Source organism: Streptomyces sp. NPDC026062, assembly GCF_055568375.1.
Window position 1 is genome coordinate 1 of the sequence record NZ_JBVHOQ010000032.1, and the last position, 18,965, is coordinate 18,965.

Here is an 18,965-nt window from a genome sequence, read left to right on the forward strand (position 1 = left end):
TACGTCACCCGTCGAACCGCAGAGGGCAAGACGAAACGCGAGATCATCCGCTGCCTCAAACGCTACGTCATCCGCGAGGTCTACCACCTCATCCGACCTGCCCCGAGGACGTTCTCTGCGGGGAGTTGACAACTATAGGAGCGTCAACGCGATGGCGGAATCCTTCTTCGCCAGCATCAAGCGAGAACTCCTCCACGGAGAACGCTGGAGGCATAGCCCAGAAGCCCGGATGGCAGTGTTTTCCTGGCTTGCTTGGTACAACAACCGCCGCCGTCACTCTGCCCTTGGTCAGCTCAGCCCAGTCGATTTCGAACGAAAAGCCATCACATCACGTAGCCCGAATCTGGCTGCATAGGTCGCAGATGTCTACGTAGCGGGGCAAAGCCCACCAAGGGCCTCACCCCTCACGGACTGCGCCACGCCCATAGGACCGTGATGGAGGACCTCGGCACCGAGAAGGTCCTCATGGACCAGCGAATGGGACACATCGACGGCTCCGTCTCGGCGCGCTATGCCCATGTCACCCCTGGCATGCGCAAGCGCCTCATGCTCGGCCTGACCGAGCAGTGGGAGGCAGCACTCGCTGCCCGCCTGGCGATGTGTCCCACGTCGCCCGTGCACGTGCTCGATGCCCTCCTGCGTGTACGCCGGTAGCGCAGACCGAGGCGAAGTCTGGGCGGTGAGAGTCACCCGGACTTCGCTGTTCGCAGGGTGGCGCCGGTCCGGAGCGGCTGGCCTGCCGGACTCGGATCATATGAATCACCCTTCGGTCTCGCATGAGGACAAGGGGTGCGCAACCACGGACATACGGGCCCTAATATGAGGTCCGCCTCGGCCGTCCGAGACTCGCTTGGCCGCCTGTCTCGGACGGCCGAGCGCGTTTCCGTACGGCCCGGCCGACGGTAAACGACTCGGCGGAGTGGCACCCGGGTGCCCTACGATTGCGGCGGCTCGCAGCTCTGGCCGTCACCATGCGTGACACGGTTGAGCGCCCCTGTGCGGTCGCCCCTGCTGCGCCCTCCCGACCTCGGTCCGCCGTGGCACCGCCGCCGGCGCCCAACGTACGAAATGGAGCATCCAAGGATGGCTCGACACCTGGTAACCAGCGCGCTTCCCTACATCAACGGGATCAAGCACCTGGGCAACATGGTCGGGTCGATGCTTCCGGCGGATGTGTACTCCCGGTACCTCCGCCAGCGCGGCCACGACGTCCTGTACATCTGTGCGACCGACGAGCACGGGACGCCCGCCGAACTGGCGGCCAAAGCGGCCGGCACGTCGGTGGCGGAGTTCTGCGCGCAGGCCCACGACGCGCAGAAGGCCGTGTACGACGGCTTCGGGCTGGCCTTCGACTACTTCGGCCGCAGCTCCTCGCGGCAGAACGCCGAGATCACGCAGCACTTCGCGCGGAAGCTGTGGGAGAACGGCTTCATCGAGGAGCGGTCGATCAGCCAGGTGTACTCCCCGGTCGACGGCCGGTTCCTCCCCGACCGGTACGTCGAGGGGACCTGTCCGCACTGCGGTTACGACAAGGCGCGCGGCGACCAGTGCGAGAACTGCACCCGTGTCCTGGACCCGACCGACCTGCTGGAGCCGCGTTCGGCGATCAGCGGCTCCACGGAGCTGGAGGTCCGCGAGACGAAGCACCTGTTCCTGCTCCAGTCGAAGCTCCAGCACGAGGTCGAGGCGTGGGTGTCCCGGCACGAGGCCGACTGGCCGCAGCTGTCGTCCTCCATCGCCCGCAAGTGGCTGACCGAGGGCCTGCACGACCGGGCGATCACTCGTGACTTGGACTGGGGCGTTTCGGTCCCGGCGGACACCTGGCCGGAGCTGGCGGCCGAGGGCAAGGTCTTCTACGTCTGGTTCGACGCCCCGATCGAGTACATCGGGGCGACGAAGGAGTGGGCGGATTCCTCCCCGAACGGTGAGAGGTGCGACTGGAAGTCGTGGTGGTACGAGGCCGACGACACGGTCCGCTACACGCAGTTCATGGCGAAGGACAACGTCCCGTTCCACACGGTGATGTTCCCCGCCACCGAGCTCGGCGTGCGCGAACCGTGGAAGAAGGTCGACGTCGTCAAGGGCTTCAACTGGCTGACGTACTACGGCGGCAAGTTCTCCACCTCGCAGAAGCGGGGCATTTTCACCGACGCCGCCCTGGAGACGCTCCCGGCCGACTACTGGCGCTATTTCCTGATCGCCAACGCCCCTGAGTCCGACGACTCCTCCTTTACCTGGGAGCACTTCGCGGCCACGGTCAACAAGGACCTGGCCGACACTCTCGGGAACTTCGTCAACCGCGTTCTGTCCTTCTCCCGCAAGCGCTTCGGCGACGAGGTTCCCGCGGGCACCGCGGCAGGCGAGGCGGAGACGCGACTCGGCGAGGAGATCGCCCGCCTCTTGGCCGAGTACGAGGAGCACATGGACACACTCCAGTACCGCAAGGCCGGCGCGGCGCTCAGGGCCCTCTGGTCGGCGGGCAACTCCTACCTGGAGGAGAAGGCCCCCTGGCTGGAGATCAAGACCGACCCGGAGGGCGCGGCCCTGACCCTGCGCACCGCGATGAACCTCATCCACCTCTACTCGGTCGTCTCCGAGCCGTTCATCCCGGCCTCGGCGGCCGCCATGCGGGGCGCCTTCGCCCTGACCGCCGACACTGCGACCTGGGTGGTGCCCGAAGAGACGAAGGCCCTGGCCTCGGTCCCGGCCGGCACGCCCTTCACGGTCCCGCCGGTCCTCTTCGCGAAGATCACGGCGGAGGACCTGGAGTCCTACCGGGAGCGTTTCGGGGGCGCGGGGGCCTGATGCAGGCCCCGATCACGGCGGGCTGAGGGCCTCATAGGGCTCTCAGCCGTCGAGGAGTTGCCGGAGCTCGTCCTCGTGCAGGCGCTGGTCCGGGTCTGCGGTGCCACCGTCGAAGTGCACGCCTTCCCCGACCAGCACGGACAGGGCACTGTCCGTGCGCGAGGGATCAGGCCATCGGAATCCGGAGCTGACCTTCCCCGCGGCCGTGAGAACGCGCCAGGGGTTGGGGCATCGGCCGCAGGTACTGAGGTGCTGGCCTATGGGGACGGCATGGCTCCCGACCACCGTCGCCAGGTCCCCGTAGGTGGTCCACCGTCCGCTCGGGACTTCGCTCAGCAGAGTGTGCAGCCCGGTCCAGTCCTTGCGGGTCCCTCTGAGCTGCCTGGCCAGAGCGGTGAGGTCGGATCCTGCCAGCGTGGCCCATGCTTCGGGGTCGATGTCGGCGGGCACCTGGGTGGTGTCCACGTCCCACCACGTCGTTCCCTGTATGCCGTCCACGCTGCGTCCGGTCACGCTCGTGAAGATGTGGTTGGCGAGGCCGGTAGGGGAGTAGGAGGCTCCGTCAGCGTCCCAGACCAGTGGCTTGGCGGTGTCATTGGTCCAAGTGGCGATACCTCGGGCGGTGTTCTGCGCGACCCATGACCGGATCTCGGTGCGGATGGCCTCCGTCACGCCGTGGCGCGGTGTCATCAGCAGCCTGGTCCCGTCGGGCAGCAGACCCGCACCGATGAGGACATGGACGGCGTTGCGTGAACGCGAGCGTTCCTGCAACTTCTTGGCAGCCGCCTCGCCTTCGACCCGGGCCGGGGTGAGCGTGAACTCCTCGACCTCCGGCGTCGGATAGACCTTGGTGAACCCGGCGACGAGGCTGCCCTCAACCCGCCACAGGCCGACCTGGACGAGGTCGATGTCGATGCCCATCTCCGAGAGCCAGACCACGGAGTGGGTGACCTGCTTGGGGAAGTCGGCTGCGATGATCACCTGTCGGGGCCGCTGGAGCAGTTCCGGGCTCCACTCCCCGTCAACGTGGTCGAGCAGCCGCTGCCTGCACGCGTCGATGTCGAGGGCCTGCCCCCTGCGCGACAGGAAGCCACGGTGCGCCTGGGCGAGGGTGTCGAGGTCGAAGCGGGACACCAGGGCGGCGTAGGTGATCGCCTGGAGATGCACGTCCCGGTCGGCCGTCCCCCGCTTCAGCTCGACTACGACGAGGCGCCCGGTCGCATCCAATCCGAGCACGTCCAGCCGGTCGCGGGCCGGAACCCCACCGGTGTCGGCCCACCGGTCGTACTCCGCGGTGATCACGAGCACCGACTCCCCGAGCACCTGAGGATGGGCGATCACCCACTCCTGGAGATGCTGCCGCTCCAGCAGGCCCTCGGCGGCGAGCCCGGTCCGCGATATCGGCGTGGCCGTCCGGTTGTCGACAGTGAAGAGATGATCCACGGTGCCCCCCTCGTGCGCCCGGCGCGGTGCGTCGGACGACCAGAGCGTACGTGGGCGGGGTCCCGTTACGAGGGCTATCTCGCCGAATGATCGAACGCCTAACCGCTGCGGGAGCCAACGGGGAGCCGGATTCCGAGATCGGCTCCCAAACGGCTCCCAAGACGCCCCCGGAAACCACTCAGGGGCCTGATCCACTAAGTGGATCAGGCCCCTGACCTGGTCTTACGGCTGTCGGGGTGGCGGGATTTGAACCCACGACCTCTTCGTCCCGAACGAAGCGCGCTGCCAAGCTGCGCTACACCCCGATCGCCGCCGGTCTCCCGGCGACATCGATTACTTTAGCCCACTGCCGCCCGGAGACGAAATCCGCTTTTTGCGCTGATCAACCGTGCACCCTCGGTCACACGTCCCGAGCCGTCAGAGTCAGCAGGGTCGCCTCCGGAGGGCAGGCGAACCGGACCGGGGTGTAGCGGTTGGTGCCGCAGCCGGCCGAGACGTGGAGGTAGGCGCGGTGGCCCCCGGCCGTGTGGCTGGAGAGGCCCTTCACACGGTCCGTGTCCAGGTCGCAGTTGGTGACCAGGGCGCCGTAGAAGGGAATGCACAGCTGGCCGCCGTGGGTGTGGCCGGCCAGGATCAGCGGGTAGCCGTCCGAGGTGAAGGCGTCGAGGGAGCGCAGGTAGGGGGCGTGGACCACGCCGATGGAGAGGTCGGCGCCCGTCTCGGGGCCGCCCGATACCTCGGCGTAGCGGTCACGCCGGATGTGCGGGTCGTCGAGGCCGGTGAAGGCCAGCTCCAGGCCGTCGAGCTTCAGGCGGCCGCGCGTGTTGGACAGATTCAGCCAGCCCGCGTCGTCGAAGGCGTCGCGCATCGGCTCCCACGGGTTGTGGACGACGCCGACCGCCGGGGTGTTTCCGTTGAGTCCGTGCTTGCCCGCGGCTTTCTCGAAGAGGTACCGGGCGGGGTTACGGAGCTTCGGGCCGTAGTAGTCGTTGGAGCCGAACACGTACACACCCGGGAACTCCATCAGCGGACCGAGCGCGTCGAGCAGCTCGGGTACGGCCTCCGGATCGGAGAGGTTGTCGCCGGTGTTCACGACGAAGTCCGGGCGCAGTCCGGCCAGGGACTGCAGCCAGGCGCGCTTCTTGCGCTGGCCGCTGACCATGTGGACGTCGGAGACCTGAAGGACGCGCAACGGGCGCGCCCCGTGCGGGAGTACGGGGACGGTGATCCTTCGCAGGCGGAACGAGCGGGCCTCGAATCCGGCCGCGTAGGCGAGACCGGCGGCGCCGGCCGCGGCGGTGACCGCCGTGATTTTCAGGGGTACTCCGTAGCGTGCGCGCATGGGCCCATCGTCGCAGACGGTGTGTGTCCACAGGAAAACCGGCGGGCGGCGGACGCCCCGCACCTGCCACAATCACCCCATGACCACGCTCAAGTCCAAGCTCAAGGAAGACCTCACCACGGCCATGAAGGCGCGCGACGAGCTGACCTCGTCCACGCTCCGGCTGACCCTCACCGCGATCACCAAGGAGGAGGTCGGCGGAAAGACGGCCCGCGAACTCTCCGACGACGAGGTGCGGAAGGTGATCGCCAAGGAGGCCAAGAAGCGCCGCGAGGCGGCCGAGGCCTTCGCCAAGGGCGGCCGGACCGAGCAGGCCGAGCGGGAGAAGAAGGAGGGCGAGCTGCTCGACGCCTACCTTCCGCAGCAGCTGAGCGACGACGAGCTGACCGCGATCGTGGCGTCCGCCGTCGATGAGGCGAAGTCCGCCGGGGCCGAGGGGCCGCGCGCCATGGGCGCCGTCATGAAGATCGTGAACCCGAAGGTCGCGGGTCGCGCCGAGGGCGGCCGGGTGGCCGCCGCGGTGAAGAAGCTCCTCGCGGGCTGAGGCCGCGCGGTCCCGCGGGCGGACATGAAGGTGCGGACATGAAGGTGGGGCGCCCCCGGATCGGGGGCGCCCCACCTTCATGTCCGGCGTCAGCGGGGACGGGCAGGTCAGGGGCCGTTGGTTCCGCCGTTCCGGCCGCGGCCGTTGCCGTCGTTCCCGCCGCTCAGGTCCGGCGGAATGCTGATGCCGGGGAAGGGGCTGTCGTTGCCGGGCTTGGCGTCGCCCTCGCCCGGCTTGTTCTTGTCCTTGTTCTTGTCCTTGTCTTCCTTCGGCTTCGACCTAGGTACGTCGACCGGGTTGAAGGCCGGGGTCTCGGAGGCGTCGAGGGAGCCGGTCATCGCCGTCTTCCAGATCGGACCGGGCAGACAGCCGCCACAGACGTCCTCGTAGTACTGCCCGCCGATGTTGATGTTGCTCATCGGGATCTGGTGGGCGCCGTCGCTACCGACCCACACCGCTGTGGACAGGTTCGGCGTGTAGCCGACGAACCAGGCGTTGATGCGCTCGTCGGTCGTACCGGTCTTGCCCGCGTTGTCACGGTCGCTGAGGCCGGCCGACTTTCCGGTGCCGTCCGCGACGACGCCCTTGAGCATCTGGTTGATGGTGTCGGCCGTGTGCTCGCTCATGGCCCGGTCGCACGTCGACTTCGGTACGTCGATCTGCTTGCCGTCCGGCTTGGTCACCGAGAGGATCGCGACCGGGGAGCAGTACGTGCCCCGGTTGGCGAACGTCGCGTAGACCGAGGCCATCGCCAGCGGCGTCGACTCCTGGCCGCCGAGTGTGGTGTTGGCGACCTGCCACAGCGGCTTGTTGTCGCCGCGCTGGTAGCCGACCTTCTTCGCCATCGCGAGCGTCTCGCAGAGGCCCGTCTGCTGCTCCAGCTTCGCGAAGTAGGTGTTGATGGACTTGCCCAACGCGCTGGTCATGTCGAAGTGGCCCTTCTCCTCCTCCAGCTCGTTCTCCACCTCCCACGGCTTGTCGTCCGCCGGCTGGTTCTCGCAGGTGCGGAAGCTCTCGCCGGGCAGGGAGATCTCGTGGGGGGTGTCGAAGCTCTGCGCCGGACTGATGCCCTTCTCCAGCGCTGCCGCGGCGGTGATCGGCTTGAAGGTCGACCCGACCTGGAAGCCGAAGCTGGTGCCGCCCATCTTGTGGTCGACGGAGAGGTTCATCACGGTCTGGTGCTTGGACGCGTCCAGCCCGTAGGGACGGGACTGCGCCATGGCCAGGATCTGGCCGGTGCCCGGCTGGACCTGGACGACCGAGGCCGCGACCTTGTCGGTCTCGTTGACCCGTGAGGTCGCCGCTTCGTTGGAGGAAGCCTGGGAGCGCGGGTCCAGGGTCGTCTTGATGGTCAGCCCGCCGGTCGCCCAGAGCTTGGCCCGGTCCTTCGCGGTCTTGCCGAACGCCGGGTCGCTCGTGACGATCTCGCGGACGTAGTCGCAGAAGAAGCCCGATCCGCTGACCGCGGTGATGCAGCCGTTCTTCGGCCGCTTCACCTTCAGCTTGATCGGGTTCGCCTTGGCCTTGTCGGCCTCCTCCTGCGAGATGTCCCCGACGTCGGCCATCCGCTGGATCACGGTGTTGCGACGCTTGGTCGCCTCCTCCGTGTCGTTCACGGGGTCGTAGCGGCTGGGCGACTGCACGATGCCGGCCAGCATCGCCGCCTCCTCCAGCTTCAGGTCCTTCGCGTGCTTGGAGAAGTAGCGCTGGGAGGCCGCCTCGACGCCGTACGCCTGCTGGCCGAAGAAGGTGATGTTGAGGTAGTTCTCCAGGATCTTCTTCTTGCCGAGCTCTTCCTCGACCTGGATCGCGTATTTCAGCTCCTGGACCTTGCGGCCCAGCGTCTGCTGGGTGGCCTGCGCGACCTTGGTCGGGTCGTCGCCCGCCTCCTCGACGAAGACGTTCTTCACGTACTGCTGGGTGAGGGTCGAAGCGCCCTGCGCCGTCCCGCCCGCCTGTACGTTGCGGTTCATCGCGCGCAGGATGCCCTTGAGGTCGACCGCGCCGTGCTCGTAGAAGCGCGCGTCCTCGATCGCGATGATCGCCTTCTGCATGTAGGGGGACATCTTCGTCAGCGGCACCACGGTGCGGTCCCGTGAGTACACCGTGGCGATCTGGCCGCCCTGGTTGTCCAGAATCGTGGTGCGCTGGCTCAGCGGCGGAGTCTTCAGGTTGGCCGGGATCTCGTCGAACCCGTCGACCGTCCCCTTGGCGGCGAGACCCAGTGCTCCGGCGGCCGGCAGCGCGATGCCCGCCAGGACCACTCCGGAGAGTGCGGCGACACCGAGGAACTTGGCGGCCTGCTGGGTCGTCGAGAGACCCCCGCCCGAGCGCTTCTTTGGCATGGGGGCAGCCTACGTTCTCATTCGCCGGACACACGTATATGCCTTGGCCTAAGCTGCTCTCAACTGTCACAGCAGTCCGGTTTTGTATCAACCCCCTTGCACCGCCCTGCGTATGACCCGACCACGCGTTCAGGCGCTCCCGAAATCGCCTCGTGTGTCATTGAATATCCGTTGTGACCCAGGTGGTCTGTCCCGATTCTGCTGGGATAGTCGCACATGTCCTCACCTCACTCCTCTGGGTGATCTGCCGCATACGCATAGTCCGTTCGGGCCATTCAAGATTGGGCCCGAAGGGGGTGTTGTGCTGTCGCCACCTTCCGTAACGTCCTCAACTGGCAGCGGTGAATATGCCGCTGTCGCCGTGGGGGAGCCTCGATTCGGGAGAGGACGGCGCCGGGATGGGCTGGGTAACCGACTGGAGTGCGCAGGCAGCCTGCCGCACTACCGATCCGGATGAACTGTTCGTACAAGGGGCAGCGCAGAACAGAGCCAAGGCGGTGTGCACCGGATGCCCGGTGCGGACCGAGTGCCTGGCCGATGCGCTGGACAATCGCGTCGAATTCGGCGTGTGGGGCGGAATGACCGAGCGGGAGCGCCGCGCACTGCTGCGCCGGCGCCCGACGGTCACGTCCTGGCGGCGGCTGCTTGAGACCGCACGCAGCGAGTACGAGCGGTCCACGGGCATCCTGCCTGTGGCGATCGGGCTGGAGGACGACGAACTGCACGAGACGTTCGCCGCCGTGGGGTAGACCCGGGCGGCAGACCGGACGACGGAGTGACTGCGCGGCTCAGGCCGAGGCGGAACCGGTTGCGAGCCGGTCCCCGATGGCTCGGAGCCCCGCCAGGTCATGGACATCTCCGGGCAGCGCGGCCACCGCGGTCACCGCTACCTCGGGATGCAGTGCGGAGAAGCGGTCGCGGGTGCGCTGCTCGCGCGCGACCACCTGCATCCGTTCGCCATGCAGACGCAGCAGGCCGGCTGTCAGCTGTTCGACCGTCATGATGTCTGCTGTCGCGGTGTCTGTTGTCACGGCTCCTGTTGTCACGGCGCCTATTGTCATGGTGTCTGCCGTTGCGGCGCCTGTTGTCGCGGCGTCTGCGATCACGGCGGCGTCTGTTGTCGAGGTGCCTGCTGTCGAGTCGTCCGTGGGCGCGGCATCCGTACGGACGTCGGCTTGCGCGTCCGGGATGTCGGCGGGCTCGTTTTCCGAGGCATGCTCGGACGGTTCTGGGGTGGTGACTCCTGCGGTGTCCGGGGGCTGTGCGGAACCGGCCGCGGGGGATTCGGCGGGCTCACGAAGTCCAGCCTTCCCGGCCCTCTGATCCACAATGCCGTCGGCGTCAAGATTTTCTGCGGCAGCCAGCGCACGCTCCGCGGAGAGCCGGGCGGCATCACTGCCGTGGACCCGGTTGAGCACCAGACCCGCCAGCGGCATGTCCTCCGCGGCCAGCCGCTCCACGAAGTACGCCGCTTCGCGGAGCGCGTCCCGCTCCGGTGTCGCGACGACGAGGAACGCCGTGCCCGGCGCCTGGAGGAGCTTGTACGTGGCATCGGCGCGGGTGCGGAACCCGCCGAACATGGTGTCCATCGCGGCGACGAAGGTCTGCACATCGCGCAGGAACTGGCCGCCGAGCAGCTTGCCCAGCGTCCCGGTCATCATCGACATGCCCACGTTGAGGAACTTCATGCCGGCCCGGCCGCCCATTTTCGCCGGGGCCATCAGCAGCTTGATGAACTTGCCGTCCAGGAACGAGCCCAGCCGCTTCGGCGCGTCCAGGAAATCCAGCGCGGATCGCGACGGCGGGGTGTCGACGACGATCAGGTCCCACTCGTCGCGCGCCCGCAGCTGGCCGAGTTTCTCCATCGCCATGTACTCCTGCGTGCCCGCGAAACCGGCCGACAGGGACTGGTAGAAGGGGTTCTCCAGGATCGCGCGCGCCCGTTCACCCTCCGCGTGCGCCTCGACGATCTCGTCGAAGGTCCGCTTCATGTCGAGCATCATGGCGTGCAGCTCACCGGCGCCCTCGGTGCCGACGCCCTTCACCCGGCGGGGGGTGTTGTCCAGGGAGTCGATGCCCATGGACTGGGCGAGCCTGCGTGCCGGGTCGATGGTGAGCACGACGACCTTGCGGCCGCGCTCGGCCGCGCGTACGCCGAGGGCCGCCGCGGTCGTCGTCTTGCCGACGCCGCCCGAGCCGCAGCACACGACGATGCGGATGTCCGGGTCGTCGAGCAGGGAGTCGGTGTCCAGCGGCGGGGCCGCGGCCGAGCCCCCCGCCGATCCGGTGCCGGATTCCGCGCCCGCGTCCTTACCGGCATGCGTACCGGAATCCCTGCCGGCATCCGTGTCCGATGTCATGAGCCCACCCCTTGTTCCGCCGCGCCCTCGCCCTCGCCCGCGCCCTGCTTGCGCAGCTCCATCGCCAGCTCGTACAGCCCGGCCGGATCCATGCCCTCGCCGATCAGCGGGAGTTCGTACCCCGGCACTCCGAGTCCCGCCAGCACGGCGCGCTGCTCACGCTCCAGCTCCACCCGCTGGGCGTGCTCGGCCGCCTGCGCGATCAGGGGGCGCACGAGCGCGGCCGAGCCGGTCACGCCCGCCCGGGTGAGCGTCTTGGCGATCTCCTTGCGCCGCCCTCCCGCGGCGGTGCGCAGCGCGTCCTCGTCCAGCAGGTGCGGGCGCACCATGTTCACGATGACGCGGCCCACCGGCAGTTCGGCGGCCCGCAGTTCCGCGATGCCGTCGGCGGTCTCCTGGACCGGCATCTCTTCCAGCAGGGTCACCAGATGTACTGCGGTCTCGGGAGACTTCAGCACCCTCATCACGGCCTGCGCCTGATTGTGTATCGGGCCGATCCGGGCCAGCCCCGCCACCTCGTCGTTCACATTGAGGAAGCGGGTGATGCGGCCGGTCGGAGGGGCGTCCATGATCACGTAGTCGTAGACGAACCGATTCCGCTTGTCCTTGCGGCGCACCGCCTCGCAGGCCTTGCCCGTCAGCAGGACGTCCCGGACACCGGGCGCGATGGTGGTGGCGAAGTCGATCGCGCCGAGTTTCTTCAGGGCCCGGCCCGCGCTGCCGAGCTTGTAGAACATCTGGAGGTAGTCGAGGAGGGCACGCTCGGCGTCGATCGCCAGGGCGTACACCTCTCCGCCGCCCGGCGCGACGGCGATCTTGCGCTCCTCGTAGGGGAGCGCATCCGCCTCGAAGAGCTGGGCGATGCCCTGTCTGCCCTCGACCTCGACGAGGAGGGTGCGCCTGCCCTCGGTCGCGAGGGCGAGCGCGAGGGCGGCGGCGACCGTGGTCTTACCGGTACCGCCCTTGCCGCTGACGACCTGGAACCTGCTCACGTATTCGAGCCTAACCAGTCGCGCCGCAGGCTACGCACGAGGCTGCGCGTGCCAGGGATTGCCCAGGCATTACAGTCGGGCCATGACCAAGTGGGAATACGCGACCGTGCCCCTTCTCGTGCACGCGACCAAGCAGATTCTGGACACCTGGGGCGAGGACGGCTGGGAGCTGGTCCAGGTCGTTCCCGGCCCGAACAACCCCGAGCAGCTCGTGGCCTACCTGAAGCGGGAGAAGCAGTAGTGGCGGGCGCCGTCGAGGCGAAGCTCGCCGAACTCGGGCTGGCCCTGCCGGACGTCGTGCCGCCGCTCGCCTCGTACCAGCCGGCCGTGCGGTCCGGGGTGTACGTGTACACCTCGGGCCAGCTGCCGATGGTGGACGGCAAGCTCGCCGTCACCGGCAAGGTCGGCGCCGAGGTCACGCCCGACGAGGCGAAGGAGCTGGCGAAGACCTGCGCGCTCAACGCGCTGGCCGCCGTGAAGTCGGTCGCGGGCGACCTGGACCGGATCGCCCGTGTCGTGAAGGTCGTCGGCTTCGTCGCCTCGGCCGCGGACTTCACCGGCCAGCCCGCCGTGATCAACGGGGCGAGCGAACTGCTCGGCGCGGTGCTCGGCGACAAGGGAGTGCACGCCCGCAGCGCGGTCGGCGTCGCGGTGCTGCCCCTGGACGCGCCGGTCGAGGTCGAGGTCCAGGTCGAGCTGGACTGAGGGCTGTCCCGCCCGGCTCGCGGGGTCCGGCGCGCACGTCCCCGAGTTCCCGGCTCGCACCGGGGCTCGCGGGGTCCGCGGCGCGCGCACCCCGTCGAACCGTGACCGGCGTTCGGCGCCGGGGAGCCGCGATCCCGTCCGGTCGCCATGACCGGGCGGGATCTTCTGCGTGCGGGGCATGTACGGACCACCGTGCCCCTCGAACATCGGCGCGGTTCCGGATAGCCTCCGGCCATGTCCCATGGTCAGTGGTACCCACCGGAATGGCCCGACCGGATCCGCGCCCTCGCCGCAGGCGAACTGACGGCCGCCGCCCCCAGGCGGGCCGCCACCGTGATGCTGCTCCGGGACGCCGCCGAGGGGACCGGGGGCGGTCCGGCGGTCCACATGCTGCGCCGGCGCACCTCGATGGCCTTTGCCGCCGGGGCGTACGCCTATCCGGGTGGCGGCGTCGACCCGCGTGACGACGACCGGCTCGTCGGCTGGGCCGGACCCTCGCTGGAGAGCTGGGCGCGGCGGCTCGGTGCCGGCACACCGGCCGAGGCGCAGGCGATCGTCTGCGCGGCGGTCCGTGAGACCTACGAGGAGGCGGGCGTCCTGCTCGCGGGCCCGACCGCCGGCACGGTCGTCACGGACACCACCGGCGCGGACTGGGAGGCCGACCGCGAGGCCCTGGTCGCGCGGGAACTGTCGTTCGCGGAGTTCCTCGACCGGCGGGGGCTGGTGCTGCGTTCGGACCTGCTCGGCGCGTGGGCGCGCTGGATCACGCCGGAGTTCGAACCGCGCCGTTATGACACGTGGTTCTTCGTCGCCGCGCTCCCGGCGGGTCAGCGCACCCGCAACGCCTCGACGGAGGCCGACCGCACGGTGTGGATCGGTCCGGGCGAGGCCGCCGACGGATACGACCGGGGGGAGCTGACGATGATGCCACCGACCATCGCCACGCTGCGCGCGCTCAGGCCGTACGCCACCGCCGCACAGGCACTGGAGGCCGCATCGGGCCAGGACCTCACCCCCGTACTGGCACAGGCCCGTCTGGAGGGCGACGAGCTGGTGCTGAGCTGGCCGGGGCACGAGGAGTTCACCAAGCGCCTTCCCACGGGCGGTACGGGCGGTGGTTCCGCATGAGCGAGGCCGCGGCACTGCCCGGACAGCCGCGCGGCGGGGTGCTGTCCGGTCCGGCCACGACCCGTACGGTCAACGTCCTCGCGCCCAACGCCTCGGCGATGACGCTGGACGGCACCAACACCTGGATCGTCGCCGAGCCGGACTCGGATCTCGCGGTGGTCATCGACCCGGGGCCGCTGGACGAAGCGCATCTGCGGGCCGTCATCGACACCGCCGAGCGGGCGGGGCGCCGTATCGCGCTCACGCTCCTCACCCACGGCCACCCCGACCACGCGGAGGGCGCGGTCAGGTTCGCCGAGCTGACCCGTACGAAGGTGCGGGCCCTGGACCCGGAGCTGCGTCTCGGTGACGAGGGGCTGGGCACGGGGGACGTGATCACGACCGGTGGGCTGGAGATGTACGTGGTGCCCACCCCGGGCCACACCGCGGACTCGCTCTCCTTCCATCTGCCGGCCGACCGTGCGGTGCTGACGGGGGACACGGTCCTCGGGCGCGGGACGACGCTGGTGGCGCACCCGGACGGGCGGCTGGGTGACTACCTCGACTCGCTGCGGCGGCTGCGCTCGCTGACGGTCGACGACGGAGTCCACACGGTGCTGCCGGGTCACGGTCCGGTGCTGGACGACGCGCAGGGTGCGGTCGAGTTCTACCTGGCGCACCGTGCGCACCGACTGGCCCAGATCGAGACGGCGGTGGAGTCCGGATACCTGACGTCGTCCCAGGTGGTGGCGCATGTGTACGCGGATGTGGACCGCTCCCTGTGGCCGGCGGCGGAGCTGTCGGTACGGGCGCAGCTGGAGTATCTGCGTGAGCACGGGCTGATCTGACAGCCGGTATCCGGACGGCGCCCGGACGGAACCCGGAGTGCGCCCGGGCAGTGCCCGGATGGCACCTGGGCGGCATGTCCCGCGCGGGCGTGCTGTCCGGGTGCCCGGGTCGCGCAACGCCCGAGGGCCCCGCCGGCACGGCGGGGCCCTCGGAATGCCACGTACGGCGGCGGGTCAGCGGGACCGCTTGGCCAGCCGCTCCACGTCCAGCAGGATCACCGCGCGGGCCTCCAGCCGCAGCCAGCCTCGGCCGGCGAAGTCGGCGAGGGCCTTGTTGACGGTTTCGCGGGAGGCGCCGACCAGCTGGGCCAGCTCCTCCTGCGTCAGGTCGTGCACGACGTGGATGCCTTCCTCCGACTGGACGCCGAAGCGGCGCGACAGGTCGAGGAGGGCGCGGGCGACACGGCCCGGAACGTCGGAGAAGACCAGGTCGGACATCTGGTCGTTGGTCTTGCGCAGGCGCCGGGCGACGGCGCGCAGCAGGGCCGTGGCCACCTCGGGGCGCACGTTCAGCCAGGGCTGGAGGTCGCCGTGGCCGAGGCCGAGGAGCTTGACCTCGGTCAGCGCGGTCGCGGTGGCGGTACGCGGGCCCGGGTCGAAGAGCGACAGCTCACCGATCAGTTCGCCGGGGCCGAGGACCGCCAGCATGTTCTCGCGCCCGTCGGGGGAGGTGCGGTGGAGCTTCACCTTGCCCTCGGTGACCACATAGAGGCGGTCACCCGGGTCACCCTCGTGGAACAGCGCGTCACCGCGCGCGAGGGTCACCTCACTCATCGAGGCGCGGAGCTCCGCGGCCTGCTCGTCATCGAGCGCCGCGAAAAGCGGGGCGCGCCGCAGAACGTCGTCCACGAGTTCTCTCCTTGTCGGCCTGTTCAGGGAACCGTGGTCCCCATCATGCCGGACGGTAAAACAGTGCGATCAATCACAAACCAGTTTGACGCACGCGCGTGCCGGTGCGTGCGGCAGGGGGCCGATTGGGGGGTGATCGCCGCTGAGCGGCGTGGATGCCGGTGGCGGGCGCTGGGCCGGACGGGTGACCGGAACGTCGGTGAGAGCGCGGGTCGAAGGTGCTGACGGGGTGTCGGGCACGCGTAATTCCGCTGTGGGCGAACGGGTCGTCGGAAGGTGGAGGAATGTCGCATATGGCCCGGCGGGGTGACGTGGGGACCGGGTGGCTGCCGGTATAGCCGGAGGCCTTGAGAGCCGTCCCCGCCGCCAGGCGGTGACGCGGGGGATGGATACCCCCTCCCGGTAGGCGGATTCTGTTGACGAGATACCCCTGGGGGGTATCTAATTCGTGGTGTCGTGACGCCTGTCGACGGAACGACAGGGCCACGTGGACGAGGAAGCCCGGCGTACGAGGAGGCCGCGCATGTCCGGCGTCAGGACCGGCACGGGCCGACAACAGGACAGACCCGAAACAGGAACGACCCGAAACGGGACAGGGCCGAAACGCGACGGGCCCGAAAGGGGACATGCCCGAACGCGACAGCCGTACGTACGCCGGCCGTGGCCCGCCCGACGCACGTACGGCCCCGCACGTACGGCCCCGCACGTACGGTCCCGCACCTTCCCCCTCCCGACCGATCCGCTGAGGAGTCCGCCATGAACACCGCACTGAAGATCACCGCCTTCACCGCCGGTCTCGCCACCGTCTTCGGAGCCTCGTACGGCATCGGCCACGCCACCGGTGACACGCCCTCGAAGCCGGCCACCGCCGCCCATGCCGGGCACACCGCGTCCACGATGCCTTCGGATCCGGCTTCCCCGGGCGGTGATGGCGCGTCGGGCGGAGATGTCGCGGCGAGCGGCGACGGTGTGGCGGGTGGTGCGGGTGGTCTGCCCGGGGGCCTGCAGATCTCCGAACGCGGCTACACGCTCAGCCTCAGCGACTCCTACGTCACCGCGGGCGGCCCCGTCGACCTGCGTTTCCGGATCCTCGGAGCGGACGGCAAGCCCGTTACCGCCTACCTGCCCGCGCACGGCAAGGAGTTGCACCTCATCGTCGCCCCGCGCGACCTCTCCGCCTTCCAGCACCTGCACCCCACCCGTGCCGCCGACGGCACTTGGCGCACCTCCGCCGATCTGTCCGCCGCCGGTGAGTACCGCGTGTTCGCCGACTTCACTCCGGCCGGCACCGCGCAGGGACTCACCCTCGGCGCCGATCTGCACGCAGCCGGCGAACTGCGGCCGGTGCCACCGGCCAGAACGGGACGTACCGTCACCGTGGACGGCTACCGCGTCACCCTGACCGGTGATCTCACTCCCGGCCGCTCGACCCGTCTCGGCCTCACCGTCGCCAAGGACGGCAGACCCGTCACCGATCTTCAGCCGTACCTCGGCGCCTACGGCCACCTGGTCGCTCTGCGGGCCGGCGACCTCGCTTATCTGCACGTCCACCCCGACGGAGAGCCGGGCGACGCCGGCACCGCGCCCGGCCCGGAGATCATGTTCACCACCACGGCGCCCAGCCGGGGCAGTTACCGCCTCTTCCTGGACTTCCGGCACGGGGGCGTGGTCCGCACCGCCGCCTTCACGGTCACCGCCACCGGTGGCCCGGCGCCCGCGGCTACCCCGGCCGCGCCGTCGACGTCCCCGGCTTCGCCGTCCACGTCCGCCGAGCACGACGGAGGCCACGAGCACTGACCGGCTCATGAACCGGCCCCGTGGATTCGCCCCGTCGGCGTAGCCTTCGTTCATGGCAGAGAGCAAGGTCCGGAAGACCGCGGTCGAACCGGCGGTGAAGGCGGCTGCGAAGCCGAAGAAGCCGGAGTCGCGCCTGGCGATGGTGCGGCGGGCGCGGAAGATCAACCGCATCCTGGCCGAGACGTATCCGTACGCGCATCCCGAGCTGGACTTCGAGACGCCCTTCGAGCTGCTGGTGGCCACCGTGCTGTCGGCACAGACGACGGACCTGCGCGTCAACCAGACGACGCCGGCGCTGTTCGCGAAGTACCCGACTCCGGAGGACATGGCGATGGCCGTTCCGGAGGAAATGGAAGAGATCATCCGGCCGACCGGCTTCTTCCGGGCCAAGACCAAGTCGCTCATAGGTCTCTCGGTCGCCCTCCGGGACCGTTTCGGCGGTGAGGTGCCCGGTCGCCTGGCGGATCTTGTGACGCTGCCCGGGGTCGGGCGCAAGACCGCCAATGTCGTCCTCGGCAATGCCTTCGGCGTGCCTGGAATCACTGTCGACACGCACTTCGGACGGCTGGTGCGCCGCTGGAAGTGGACCGAGCAGGAGGATCCGGAGAAGGTCGAGGCCGAGATCGCCGAGATCTTCCCCAAGAGCGAGTGGACGATGCTCTCGCACCGCGTGGTCTTTCACGGCCGCCGCGTCTGCCATGCCCGCAAGCCTGCCTGCGGTGCCTGCCCGGTCGCCCCGCTCTGTCCTTCGTACGGTGAGGGTGAGACGGACCCCGAGAAGGCGCGGAAACTGCTGAAGTACGAGATGGGGGGCCAGCCGGGCCAGCGGCTGCGGCCGCCGTCGGACTATCCGGGCAGACCCGCGCCCGCCCTGGGCGCCCGCTGACACCGCGAGCCGCGCCGGAACGAAATGCGTGAGGACAGGCGTTGAGAAACGAGGGGTGCCTATGAAGACGCATGAACACAGCACGGACGCGGCCACCGCGGCCACCACCGCCTCACCGGCTGAGCCCGGTGCGGCGGGCGAGGCTGCGGGCGTGACGGCGGGCGAGGCCGCGGGCGGCGCGGGCCACCTTGCCGCGGACGACGCCGCAGATCACGCCTCGGACGATGCCCGGGGCGACGTCCGGGGCGATGTCCGGGACGACAACGAGATCGACGTGACGACCGACGGCCTGCCCGGCTGGCTGGACCCCGTCGCCCGGGCGGCGCGGACCATCGAGCCGCAGCAGCTCAGCCGTTTTCTGCCGCCCGCGAGCGGTGCCGGCCGGCAGTCCGCCGTGCTCGTCCTGTTCGGCGAGGGCGCACGGGGGCCGGAGCTCCTCCTGATGGAGCGTGCCGGAAGCCTGCGATCCCACCCGGGCCAGCCCTCGTTCCCCGGCGGTTCCCTCGATCCGGCCGACGGTGACCAGGCGACGACGGGGCCGCTGCGGGCCGCGCTGCGCGAGGCGGAGGAGGAGACCGGCCTCGACCCGCGCGGGGTGCAGATCTTCGGTGTGCTGCCCCGGCTCTACATCCCCGTGAGCAGCTTCGTGGTGACGCCCGTTCTCGGCTGGTGGCGTTCGCCCAGTCCGGTCGGGGTCGTCGATCCCGCCGAGACCGCCCGGGTCTTCACCGTTCCCGTGGCGGATCTCACGGATCCGGCCAACCGGGTGACCACACGCCATCCCAGCGGCCACCGAGGCCCGGCATTTCTGGTCGAATCCGCACTCGTATGGGGGTTCACAGCAGGGGTGATCGACCGCATTCTGCACTTCGCGGGCTGGGAGCGCCCGTGGGACAGGGCCAAGCAGGTGCCGCTCGACTGGCGCGCATGACAGGCTGACTT

Annotated in this window: 17 protein-coding genes, 1 tRNA gene and 2 pseudogenes; 13 read left to right on the forward strand and 7 right to left on the reverse strand. The window is 69.6% G+C overall.

The window, feature by feature from the left end:
* The 4 genes and pseudogenes from ACZ4LX_RS26295 to metG form a co-directional block, all read left to right on the forward strand.
* Window positions 1–129 (forward strand): annotated as a pseudogene (locus ACZ4LX_RS26295) (IS110 family transposase); the annotation flags it as partial.
* A 22-nt stretch (window positions 130–151) separates the two neighbouring features.
* Window positions 152–355 (forward strand): integrase core domain-containing protein, encoded by a 204-nt coding sequence (locus tag ACZ4LX_RS26300; protein ID WP_467649464.1) that lies wholly within the window; start codon window positions 152–154, stop codon window positions 353–355.
* A 35-nt stretch (window positions 356–390) separates the two neighbouring features.
* A pseudogene (locus ACZ4LX_RS26305) lies at window positions 391–654 on the forward strand (LacI family transcriptional regulator); the annotation flags it as partial.
* Between the two features lie 429 nt (window positions 655–1,083).
* Window positions 1,084–2,805, forward strand: coding sequence for a methionine--tRNA ligase (metG, locus tag ACZ4LX_RS26310; protein ID WP_467649463.1), 1,722 nt, complete (start codon window positions 1,084–1,086; stop codon window positions 2,803–2,805).
* 42 nt (window positions 2,806–2,847) lie between these two features.
* On the opposite strand, the gene ACZ4LX_RS26315 is transcribed toward metG, so the two are convergent.
* The 3 genes from ACZ4LX_RS26315 to ACZ4LX_RS26325 all read right to left on the reverse strand — a co-directional run bounded on the left by ACZ4LX_RS26315 (window position 2,848) and on the right by ACZ4LX_RS26325 (window position 5,590).
* Window positions 2,848–4,248, reverse strand: coding sequence for a DNA-binding protein (locus ACZ4LX_RS26315; protein ID WP_467649462.1), 1,401 nt, complete (start codon window positions 4,246–4,248; stop codon window positions 2,848–2,850).
* Between the two features lie 231 nt (window positions 4,249–4,479).
* A tRNA-Pro gene (locus ACZ4LX_RS26320) sits at window positions 4,480–4,553 on the reverse strand.
* A 95-nt stretch (window positions 4,554–4,648) separates the two neighbouring features.
* The gene (locus ACZ4LX_RS26325; protein WP_467649461.1) at window positions 4,649–5,590 is read right to left on the reverse strand and encodes a metallophosphoesterase; all 942 of its coding nucleotides are present in this window, start codon (window positions 5,588–5,590) and stop codon (window positions 4,649–4,651) included.
* A 79-nt stretch (window positions 5,591–5,669) separates the two neighbouring features.
* Here ACZ4LX_RS26325 and ACZ4LX_RS26330 point away from each other — a divergent pair, with 79 nt between their 5' ends.
* Window positions 5,670–6,134: a GatB/YqeY domain-containing protein gene (locus ACZ4LX_RS26330; protein WP_467649460.1), complete on the forward strand. Its 465-nt coding sequence runs from the start codon at window positions 5,670–5,672 to the stop codon at window positions 6,132–6,134.
* A 107-nt stretch (window positions 6,135–6,241) separates the two neighbouring features.
* Here the strand turns inward: ACZ4LX_RS26330 and ACZ4LX_RS26335 are convergent, their stop codons facing one another.
* Window positions 6,242–8,479 (reverse strand): transglycosylase domain-containing protein, encoded by a 2,238-nt coding sequence (locus ACZ4LX_RS26335; protein WP_467649459.1) that lies wholly within the window; start codon window positions 8,477–8,479, stop codon window positions 6,242–6,244.
* Between the two features lie 398 nt (window positions 8,480–8,877).
* Here ACZ4LX_RS26335 and ACZ4LX_RS26340 point away from each other — a divergent pair, with 398 nt between their 5' ends.
* Window positions 8,878–9,228: a WhiB family transcriptional regulator gene (locus tag ACZ4LX_RS26340; RefSeq protein ID WP_018551136.1), complete on the forward strand. Its 351-nt coding sequence runs from the start codon at window positions 8,878–8,880 to the stop codon at window positions 9,226–9,228.
* A gap of 39 nt (window positions 9,229–9,267) precedes the next feature.
* Here ACZ4LX_RS26340 and bagB read toward each other — a convergent pair whose 3' ends face one another.
* A complete protein-coding gene (gene bagB / locus ACZ4LX_RS26345; RefSeq protein ID WP_467649458.1) occupies window positions 9,268–10,839 on the reverse strand; it encodes an ATPase BagB in 1,572 nt (523 codons plus the stop codon).
* Window positions 10,836–11,831: an ATPase BagA gene (gene bagA / locus ACZ4LX_RS26350; RefSeq protein ID WP_467649457.1), complete on the reverse strand. Its 996-nt coding sequence runs from the start codon at window positions 11,829–11,831 to the stop codon at window positions 10,836–10,838. Before bagA ends, bagB begins: the two co-directional genes overlap by 4 nt.
* Before the next feature lie 82 nt (window positions 11,832–11,913).
* Between bagA and ACZ4LX_RS26355 the strand changes: the two genes are divergently transcribed.
* The 4 genes from ACZ4LX_RS26355 to ACZ4LX_RS26370 all read left to right on the forward strand — a co-directional run bounded on the left by ACZ4LX_RS26355 (window position 11,914) and on the right by ACZ4LX_RS26370 (window position 14,491).
* Window positions 11,914–12,072, forward strand: coding sequence for a DUF4177 domain-containing protein (locus ACZ4LX_RS26355; protein ID WP_003991873.1), 159 nt, complete (start codon window positions 11,914–11,916; stop codon window positions 12,070–12,072).
* Entirely contained in the window at window positions 12,072–12,536 is a 465-nt protein-coding gene (locus tag ACZ4LX_RS26360; RefSeq protein WP_467649456.1) for a RidA family protein, read from the forward strand. The genes ACZ4LX_RS26355 and ACZ4LX_RS26360 overlap by 1 nt, the downstream gene beginning before the upstream one ends.
* Window positions 12,537–12,770: 234 nt before the next feature.
* On the forward strand, window positions 12,771–13,664 hold the full coding sequence (locus ACZ4LX_RS26365) for an NUDIX hydrolase (RefSeq protein WP_467649455.1): 894 nt from the start codon (window positions 12,771–12,773) through the stop codon (window positions 13,662–13,664).
* The gene (locus ACZ4LX_RS26370) at window positions 13,661–14,491 is read left to right on the forward strand and encodes an MBL fold metallo-hydrolase (RefSeq protein ID WP_467649454.1); all 831 of its coding nucleotides are present in this window, start codon (window positions 13,661–13,663) and stop codon (window positions 14,489–14,491) included. The genes ACZ4LX_RS26365 and ACZ4LX_RS26370 overlap by 4 nt, the downstream gene beginning before the upstream one ends.
* A gap of 174 nt (window positions 14,492–14,665) precedes the next feature.
* On the opposite strand, the gene ACZ4LX_RS26375 is transcribed toward ACZ4LX_RS26370, so the two are convergent.
* On the reverse strand, window positions 14,666–15,340 hold the full coding sequence (locus ACZ4LX_RS26375; protein ID WP_123460131.1) for a Crp/Fnr family transcriptional regulator: 675 nt from the start codon (window positions 15,338–15,340) through the stop codon (window positions 14,666–14,668).
* Between the two features lie 756 nt (window positions 15,341–16,096).
* On the opposite strand from ACZ4LX_RS26375, the gene ACZ4LX_RS26380 reads away from it, so the two are divergent.
* The 3 genes from ACZ4LX_RS26380 (at window position 16,097) to ACZ4LX_RS26390 (ending at window position 18,954) form a co-directional block, all read left to right on the forward strand.
* Window positions 16,097–17,137 carry a hypothetical protein gene (locus ACZ4LX_RS26380; RefSeq protein ID WP_467649453.1) on the forward strand — a complete coding sequence of 347 codons (1,041 nt, stop codon included), beginning with the start codon at window positions 16,097–16,099 and terminating at the stop codon, window positions 17,135–17,137.
* Between the two features lie 52 nt (window positions 17,138–17,189).
* Window positions 17,190–18,023, forward strand: a complete 834-nt coding sequence (gene nth / locus ACZ4LX_RS26385; protein WP_467649452.1) for an endonuclease III — start codon at window positions 17,190–17,192, stop codon at window positions 18,021–18,023.
* A 61-nt stretch (window positions 18,024–18,084) separates the two neighbouring features.
* Entirely contained in the window at window positions 18,085–18,954 is an 870-nt protein-coding gene (locus ACZ4LX_RS26390) for an NUDIX hydrolase (protein WP_467649451.1), read from the forward strand.
* Window positions 18,955–18,965: the final 11 nt, after the last annotated feature.

What these genes read in the sequence shown, in the direction of transcription:
- ACZ4LX_RS26390 (WP_467649451.1), top strand. Translation starts at nt 18,085, where the DNA reads ATGAAGACGCATGAACACAGCACGGACGCGGCCACCGCGGCCACCACC.
- ACZ4LX_RS26300 (WP_467649464.1), top strand. Translation starts at nt 152, where the DNA reads ATGGCGGAATCCTTCTTCGCCAGCATCAAGCGAGAACTCCTCCACGGA.
- ACZ4LX_RS26335 (WP_467649459.1), bottom strand. Translation starts at nt 8,479, where the DNA reads ATGCCAAAGAAGCGCTCGGGCGGGGGTCTCTCGACGACCCAGCAGGCC.
- ACZ4LX_RS26355 (WP_003991873.1), top strand. Translation starts at nt 11,914, where the DNA reads ATGACCAAGTGGGAATACGCGACCGTGCCCCTTCTCGTGCACGCGACC.
- ACZ4LX_RS26325 (WP_467649461.1), bottom strand. Translation starts at nt 5,590, where the DNA reads ATGCGCGCACGCTACGGAGTACCCCTGAAAATCACGGCGGTCACCGCC.
- metG (WP_467649463.1), top strand. Translation starts at nt 1,084, where the DNA reads ATGGCTCGACACCTGGTAACCAGCGCGCTTCCCTACATCAACGGGATC.
- nth (WP_467649452.1), top strand. Translation starts at nt 17,190, where the DNA reads ATGGCAGAGAGCAAGGTCCGGAAGACCGCGGTCGAACCGGCGGTGAAG.
- ACZ4LX_RS26340 (WP_018551136.1), top strand. Translation starts at nt 8,878, where the DNA reads ATGGGCTGGGTAACCGACTGGAGTGCGCAGGCAGCCTGCCGCACTACC.
- ACZ4LX_RS26380 (WP_467649453.1), top strand. Translation starts at nt 16,097, where the DNA reads ATGAACACCGCACTGAAGATCACCGCCTTCACCGCCGGTCTCGCCACC.
- ACZ4LX_RS26330 (WP_467649460.1), top strand. Translation starts at nt 5,670, where the DNA reads ATGACCACGCTCAAGTCCAAGCTCAAGGAAGACCTCACCACGGCCATG.
- ACZ4LX_RS26370 (WP_467649454.1), top strand. Translation starts at nt 13,661, where the DNA reads ATGAGCGAGGCCGCGGCACTGCCCGGACAGCCGCGCGGCGGGGTGCTG.
- ACZ4LX_RS26365 (WP_467649455.1), top strand. Translation starts at nt 12,771, where the DNA reads ATGTCCCATGGTCAGTGGTACCCACCGGAATGGCCCGACCGGATCCGC.
- bagB (WP_467649458.1), bottom strand. Translation starts at nt 10,839, where the DNA reads ATGACATCGGACACGGATGCCGGCAGGGATTCCGGTACGCATGCCGGT.